6 protein-coding genes are annotated in these 6,981 nt (G+C 73.3%); 3 read left to right on the forward strand and 3 right to left on the reverse strand.

Features of this window, described 5'->3' with window-relative positions; genetic code table 11:
* Positions 1-70: 70 nt before the first annotated feature.
* The gene (locus ACI79P_RS11220) at positions 71-1,111 is read right to left on the reverse strand and encodes a YihY/virulence factor BrkB family protein (RefSeq protein WP_456581126.1); all 1,041 of its coding nucleotides are present in this window, start codon (positions 1,109-1,111) and stop codon (positions 71-73) included.
* 107 nt (positions 1,112-1,218) lie between these two features.
* Entirely contained in the window at positions 1,219-2,730 is a 1,512-nt protein-coding gene (locus ACI79P_RS11225; protein ID WP_456581127.1) for an MFS transporter, read from the reverse strand.
* A gap of 192 nt (positions 2,731-2,922) precedes the next feature.
* Between ACI79P_RS11225 and ACI79P_RS11230 the strand changes: the two genes are divergently transcribed.
* Positions 2,923-3,093, forward strand: coding sequence for a hypothetical protein (locus ACI79P_RS11230; RefSeq protein WP_456581128.1), 171 nt, complete (start codon positions 2,923-2,925; stop codon positions 3,091-3,093).
* A 66-nt stretch (positions 3,094-3,159) separates the two neighbouring features.
* Here ACI79P_RS11230 and ACI79P_RS11235 read toward each other — a convergent pair whose 3' ends face one another.
* Positions 3,160-4,971 (reverse strand): acyl-CoA dehydrogenase, encoded by a 1,812-nt coding sequence (locus tag ACI79P_RS11235; RefSeq protein WP_456581129.1) that lies wholly within the window; start codon positions 4,969-4,971, stop codon positions 3,160-3,162.
* 97 nt (positions 4,972-5,068) lie between these two features.
* On the opposite strand from ACI79P_RS11235, the gene ACI79P_RS11240 reads away from it, so the two are divergent.
* Positions 5,069-5,515 carry a hypothetical protein gene (locus tag ACI79P_RS11240; RefSeq protein ID WP_456581130.1) on the forward strand — a complete coding sequence of 149 codons (447 nt, stop codon included), beginning with the start codon at positions 5,069-5,071 and terminating at the stop codon, positions 5,513-5,515.
* Positions 5,512-6,681: a zinc-dependent alcohol dehydrogenase gene (locus ACI79P_RS11245; protein WP_456581131.1), complete on the forward strand. Its 1,170-nt coding sequence runs from the start codon at positions 5,512-5,514 to the stop codon at positions 6,679-6,681. Before ACI79P_RS11240 ends, ACI79P_RS11245 begins: the two co-directional genes overlap by 4 nt.
* Positions 6,682-6,981: the final 300 nt, after the last annotated feature.

Raw genomic sequence — 6,981 nt, forward strand, 5'->3', positions numbered from 1 at the left:
CGACGGCCCCCTCCCGCAGCGGGAGGGGGCCGTCGGCGCTGTGTCGCACTCGGGCAGGAGCGGGCCTGTCTCAGGTGGTCTGCTTGTCGTCGGGCTCGTCGCGGGCGTCGAGCTGGATCTCCTTCTCCGCCCGCGGCACGCCCTCCTTCAGCTCCTTGGTGCGCTCCACCTCGGCGTCGAGCTCGATGCCGAACAGCAGCGACACGTTGATCAGCCAGAACCAGATCAGGAAGATCACCACACCGGCGAGCGCCCCGTAGGTGGCGTTGTAGCTGCCGAAGTTCGCCACGTAGAAGGCGAAGGCGGCCGAGGCCACGACCGCCACCAGGATGGCGACGCCCGCACCGGGGCTCACGAACTTGAAGCCGCGCAGCTTGGCGTTCGGCGTCGAGTAGTAGAGCACCGCGATCATCAGCGCGAGGATCACGAGGATGACCGGCCACTTGGCCCAGGTCCACACGGTCAGGACGGTCTCGCCCAGGCCCATGGCCTGCCCGATCGCGTCGACCACCGGGCCGCTGAGCACCAGCATCGCCACGATGAGCGCCGCGAAGAGGATGCCGACCAGGGTGATCAGGATCTGCAGCGGCTTGAGCTTCCAGACCTTGCGGCCTTCGCGCGTCTCGTAGACGACGTTCGCGGCGCGGGTGAAGGCGCCCACGTAGCCCGACGCGGTCCACAGGGCACCGACGAGACCGAGCACGAGGGCGAAGCCCAGCGGTGCACTCTGCCCGGCGACGTCCTCGATGACGGGGTTGAGGGTCTCCGCCGCGGACTGGGGAACCACCGCCGTCAGCGCGGTGGTGAGCTCCTCGGGGTCGGTGAAGAGGCCGACGATGGCGGCCAGGGCGGTCAGCGCGGGGAACAGCGCCAGGACGCCGTAGTAGGTCAGCGCCGCCGCCCAGTCGGTGAGGTTGTCCTCGCTGAACTCCTTGACGCTCCGCTTGAGCGTGCCGCCCGTCGTGGGCTTGGGGTCGGCGCCCGTGGGCGCGTAGTCGGCCCGCGTGCCGCTGATGTTGTCGTCCTGCGGAGTGGGATCGCCGCCTGCGCGGTTGTCGTCGAAGCGCGTCTCAGCCTTCGCACGGCTGGACGAGCCGGTGGGTCGTTCCATGTGGGGTCCTCCAGGGACGAGGGCGGTCGCACCTCTCGTTGCCCCGGACGGGGGGGTTCCATGCCGGACGCGCCGGTAACGGTTGTGCGGCACCTGTGTCGGTGACCTCAGCGCACCCCGGAGACCGGGGACCACTCACCGGCGCCCGCGGTGGCCTCCTCCACGTCGGCGAGCGGGTCGTGGCGCCGGTGGGGCCCGCCGCGCCGGTCGCCGCGAACCCCGATCAGGGCCACCAGCACGACGACGACCGAGGCGCCCGCCCCGATGAGCGCGACCAGCGTGAAGGCCAGGGCGCGTGGCAGGCCGGTGGCGGGGTCGAGGGTGCCCGCGATCAGCGTGACGGCGAGCGTGCTGCCCAGCGCCTGGCCGACCGAGCGGGCGATCGAGTTCACCGCGTTGGCCACGCCCGTCTCGTCCTCCCGGACGGCGTCGACCACGAGCGCCGGCAGGGCCGCGTAGGCCACCGTCACCGACACCTGGGTCAGCAGGCCGGCGGCGACGACCAGCCACGGCTCGCCGCGCGCGCCGGCCAGGAGCCCGAAGCCCGCGATGCCGAACACGGCACCCGCGGTGAGCGTCGGCAGGCCGCCCACCCGGCCGACGACCCGGCCGGCGAACGGTGCGAGCAGGATGCCCGCCACCCCACCGGGCAGCAGGTAGACCACCGCGGCCTCCAGGACGCTCGCGTCGAACCCGTACCCGGCGACCGCCGGGTCGGCCTGCACGTACTGCAGGACGGCGAGGAAGGAGGCGAACAGCGCGATGCCGCTCATGACGCCGGCGACGTTGGGGACGACGGTCCGCCGGTCGGTGAGCATCCCCGGCCGCACCAGCGGCTCGGCGGTCCGCCGCTGCAGCACGACCCATCCGGCGAGGACGGCGACCGCGCCCGCGGCGCACCCCAGGGTCCCCGGGGAGACCCAGCCCCAGGCGGGCCCCTGCGAGAGCGGCAGCAGCAGCAGGACCAGGCCGAGGCCGAGCACCAGCGCGCCCCACCAGTCGACCCGGCCGCGGGCGGAGGCCGGGCGGCGGGGGAGCAGCCAGGCGGCGAGCACCAGGGCGAGCAGGGCGACGCCCAGGCCCAGCCAGAAGGCGTGCCGGTAGTCGCCGTCGTCCCCGGTGATGAGCCCGGTGGCGACCAGCCCGACCACCCCGCCGACCGCGAGCGTGCTGCTGACCACCGACATCGCCACGCTGAGCCGAGCCTCGGGGAGCTCCCGGCGCAGCACGCTGATCGACAGGGGGAAGAGGCCGTAGGACGCCCCCTGCAGGACGCGGCCCACCAGGAGCAGGGGCAGGGACTCCGTCAGGACGATCAGCAGCGTGCCCAGCGAGACCGCGACCAGGATGCCCAGGATGACCGGGCGCGCGCCCCGGAGGTCGCCCAGCCGGCCCAGGACCGGGGTCAGGACGGCAGCGGCGAGCAGGTTGGCGGTGAGGACCCAGCCGGCTGCGCCCGGCGAGACGCCGAGCTGCTCCTCGATCCGCCCCAGCGCCGGGACGACGAGGCTCTGCAGCAGCGAGAGGGTGGTGACGCCGAGGGAGAGGGCCACGACCAGCGCCAGCGGCCGGGTGCCGGCACCCGCACCGGCCCGAGGCGCTGCTGTGGGTTCGGGCACGTCCTGATGCAACCACGCCCCGGATCCGCGCCTACCCGGGATGTCCTGTGTGCAACATCTCACACCCCCTCAGGTGAACTCTCGGATCCGACGATTGAGACAGGGTCCGTCGGGGGACAGTCAGGCCCGATGACGTGCCACCGCCCCTGACCCGGCGGCGGCATCCGCGAGTTCGACGAGGAGAGCGATCTGATGATGTTGTGGCCGGCCGTGACCCTCCTGGGGTTCCTGGTCCTGACGGCCCTGGTCATCGCGATGGGCACCCAGTCCACCGCCCGGTACGAGCAGGAGCAGCGCGCGGCCAGCCGCGCCGCGAACACCCGCCGCTCCGGCTCGGAGTCCGTGGGGGCCGTGCGCGCCTGACGGGACGACCCCGAACGCCCCGCCGTCCTCCTGGACGGCGGGGCGTCGTCGTCCCTGGGGAAGGTCTCAGAGCCAGGCGTCGCGGGCGTCGAGCACCGTGCGGTCCAGGGACTCCAGCAGGTCGAACCAGGCGCGGGTGCGGGGCAGCTCCCAGCGCCAGAAGTAGCGGGCCGCGGCGCGCTTGCCCTCGTGGAAGTCCGTGCTGCCCGCCTCGGCGGCCAGCGCCTGCTCGAGCCACAGCCAGGCGACGACGACGTGCCCGGCGGCCTCCAGGTAGACGTGCGAGTTGGCCAGCGCGAGGTCGGGGTCGCCGGTGCCCCACAGGGTCGCCGTCACCGATCCCATCCGGGCGACGGCGGCGTCGAGGTCGGCGGCGAAGCCGGCCCACTGCGTCCCGGCGGCGCGGGTGGTCGTCGCGGAGATCGTCTCGCCGAGCAGCGCCAGACCGGCCCCGCCCTGCATGACCACCTTGCGGCCGAGCAGGTCGAGCGACTGGATGCCCTGGGTGCCCTCGTGGATCGGGTTGAGCCGGTTGTCCCGGTAGAACTGCTCCACCGGGTAGTCGCGGGTGTAGCCGTAGCCGCCGTGCACCTGGATCGCGAGGTCGTTGGCGGCCAGGCCCCACTGCGAGGGCCACGCCTTCGCGACCGGCGTCAGCATGTCCAGCAGCAGGTGGGCGCGGTCCCGCTCCTCCTGGGTCTCCGCCGTCTGCTCCTCGTCGACGAGCTTCGCGCAGTAGAGCCCCAGGGCGAGGCCGCCCTCGGCGTACGACTTGGCGGCCAGCAGCATCCGGCGGACGTCGGGGTGCTCGACGATCGGCACCATCGGGGAGGCGGGGTCCTTGGCGCCGGCCGGGCGGCCCTGGGTGCGCGTGCGCGCGTACTCCAGCGCGTGCAGGTAGCCGGTGTAGCCCAGCACCGTGGCGCCCATCCCCACACCGATCCGGGCCTCGTTCATCATGTGGAACATGTAGGTCAGGCCCTTGTGCGGCTCGCCCACCAGGTAGCCGACGGCGCCGGGCTGCCCGCCGGGGGTGTGCACGCCCTCGCCGAAGTTGAGCAGCGTGTTCGTCGTCCCCCGGTACCCCATCTTGTGGTTGAGCCCGGCGAGGACGACGTCGTTGCGCTCGCCCAGGGAGCCGTCCTCCTCGACCAGGAACTTCGGGACGATGAACAGCGAGATGCCCTTCACCCCGGGCGGGCCACCCGGGATCTTCGCCAGCACCAGGTGGACGATGTTCTCGGTCAGCTCGTGGTCGCCGCCGGAGATCCACATCTTGTTGCCGCTGAGCCGGTAGGTCCCGTCGTCCTGCGGGACGGCCTTGGTGGCGATGTCGGCGAGCGAGGAGCCGGCCTGCGGCTCCGAGAGCGCCATGGTGCCGAACCAGCGGCCCTCGATCTCGGGCGCCACGTAGGTGTCGATCTGCTCGCGGCTGCCGTGCGCCAGCAGCAGACGGGCGTTGCCCATCGTCAGGAACGGGTAGGCCGACGTGCCCACGTTGGCCGCCTTGAACCAGGCGAAGACGGCCTGGCCGACCACGTGCGGCAGCTGCATGCCCCCGAACTCCTCGTCGAACTCGCCGGCCATCAGCCCCGCCTCGGCGAAGACGCGGAGCGCCTCGGCGACCTCCGGGATCAGCTCGACCTTGCCGTCGACGAAACGCGGCTCGTTCTCGTCGGCCTTGCGGTTGTGCGGGGCGAAGTGGTCGGTGGCGATCTGCTCGGCCAGGTCCAGGACCGCGTCGAACGTCTCCCGGGAGTGCTCGGTGAACCGGGACCGCTTGGTCAGGGACTCGACGTCGAGCCACTCGTTGAGCAGGAAGTCCAGGTCACGGCGGGACAGGATCAGCGACGACGACGGCACGAGGTCTCCAGGCACGGGGGCGACGGGTCGGTGCGAACCACCTCACAGTAGGCCGGTTGCCCCGGGGGGCTGCGCGGGTAGGTCGGGGACCGTCGTCGACCGAGGAGCAGGCATGGAGCTACCCGCCATCGTCAGCCGCGCCGGGGGGGCGCTCCTGAGCACCCTCCAGCACGTCCGCCTCCCCGGCGTGGGCCAGGCGTCGGTGACCGACGACCCGCGTACCGCCGCACGCCGCTGGCGTGCGGTCACCGTGCTGCGCTCCCCCGAGGACGTCGGGCCGCTGCCCCCGCCGCTGGACGGCTTCGGCGACCGGATCGAGGTCCGGACCGCGCCGGCGCCGGGCGACCGCGGGACCGAGCTCGCCGCGCGCTTCCGGGGCACGCCCTCGGAGCGGGAGGTCGGTGAGCTGCGGTCGGCGCTGCGCGAGGCCAAGCAGCTGCTGGAGGTCGGTGAGGTGCTGCGCGTGGACCCGCAGCCGCACGGGCACCGGAAGCCGACGCCGCAGGGCGCGGTGCTGGAGGGCATGACCGCGCGTGCCGGCAAGGAGGGCGTGCTGTGAAGGCGGCGACCTGGGCGGGCGTCAACGAGGTCGCGGTCGAGGACGTCCCCGAGCCCACCATCCTCAACGACCGCGACGTGATCCTGAAGATCCGCCAGAGCGTGACCTGCGGCTCCGACCTGCACCTCATCGGCGGCTACATCCCCTTCATGCGCGCCGGCGACGTGATCGGCCACGAGTTCATCGGGGAGGTCGTCGAGGTCGGCAGGGAGGTCCGCGACCGGAAGGTCGGCGACCGCGTCGTCGTCGCGCCGTTCGCCGCCTGCGGCAACTGCTGGTACTGCACGCAGGGGCTGCACTCGCTGTGCGACAACGGCAACCCCGACCCGGGCATCACCGAGGGGCTGTGGGGTCAGAGCCCCGGCGGCTGCTTCGGCTACTCCCACGCGATGGGTGGCTACGCGGGCAGCCACGCCGAGTACATGCGGGTGCCCTACGCCGACGTGGGCACCTTCGTCGTCCCCGAGGGGATCTCGGACACCCGCGCCCTGTTCGCCTCCGACGCCGCCTCGACCGGCTGGATGGGCGCGGACCTCGCCGGCACCGGGCCGGGCGACGTCGTCGCGGTGTGGGGCGCCGGGGGAGTGGGGCAGATGGCCGCCCGCGCGGCGATGCTGCTGGGCGCCGAGCAGGTGGTGGTGATCGACCGGATCCCCGAGCGCCTGGACCAGGTGCGCAGCCACGTGGGCGCGGAGGTCGTGGACTACACCGCCACCGACGTCCAGGCCGAGCTGCGCGAGCGCACCGGTGGCCGCGGCCCGGACGTGTGCATCGAGGCGGTCGGCATGGAGGCGCACGCACCCGGTGCGCCCGGCATCTACGACCAGGTCAAGCAGCAGCTGCGGCTGCAGACCGACCGGCCGACCGCCGTCCGGGAGGCGATCATGGCCTGCCGCAAGGGCGGCTCGGTCTTCACCCTGGGCGTCTTCGCCGCGATGGTGGACAAGTTCCCGCTGGGCGCGGCCATGAACAAGGGGCTGACGATCCGCGGCGCCCAGGTGCACGCGCAGCGCTACATCCCGGAGCTCCTGCGCCGCATGGAGTCCGGCGACCTCGTCACCGAGCACCTGGCCACCCACGTCATGCCGCTCACCGAGGCGCCCCGGGGTTACCAGCTGTTCAAGGACAAGGAGGACGGCTGCGTCCGGTCGGTCTTCCAGCCGTGACACCGTCGTCTCCCGGACGACCACCGCGACCAGGAGCCGTTCCCGGCGGGTGCTGAGCGCGAAAGTGCACGGCGGCGGGAGGCCTCCGGCCCCCGAGCCGCCGCGCACCGTTCGATGGCCTCGCTGCGCTCAGCGCGGGGCGCGCGGGTCCTCGCCCGGCTGCCCCACCGGTGGCGGGACCGACGTGGGGGGCGCGGCGCCCCCCCCCGCGATCGCCTCCAACCCGGGGGGGGCCCGGGGGCTGGTCGCCCTCCCGCCCGCCCCCCCCAGCCCCGCCGTGATTGCCCACAGGGTGGTGAG

This window comes from Blastococcus sp. SYSU DS0510 (assembly GCF_054050835.1).

Excerpts from the sequence above, each read along its gene's own strand:
- ACI79P_RS11220 (WP_456581126.1), bottom strand. The coding sequence starts at position 1,111 with ATGGAACGACCCACCGGCTCGTCCAGCCGTGCGAAGGCTGAGACGCGC.
- ACI79P_RS11230 (WP_456581128.1), top strand. The coding sequence starts at position 2,923 with ATGATGTTGTGGCCGGCCGTGACCCTCCTGGGGTTCCTGGTCCTGACG.
- ACI79P_RS11240 (WP_456581130.1), top strand. The coding sequence starts at position 5,069 with ATGGAGCTACCCGCCATCGTCAGCCGCGCCGGGGGGGCGCTCCTGAGC.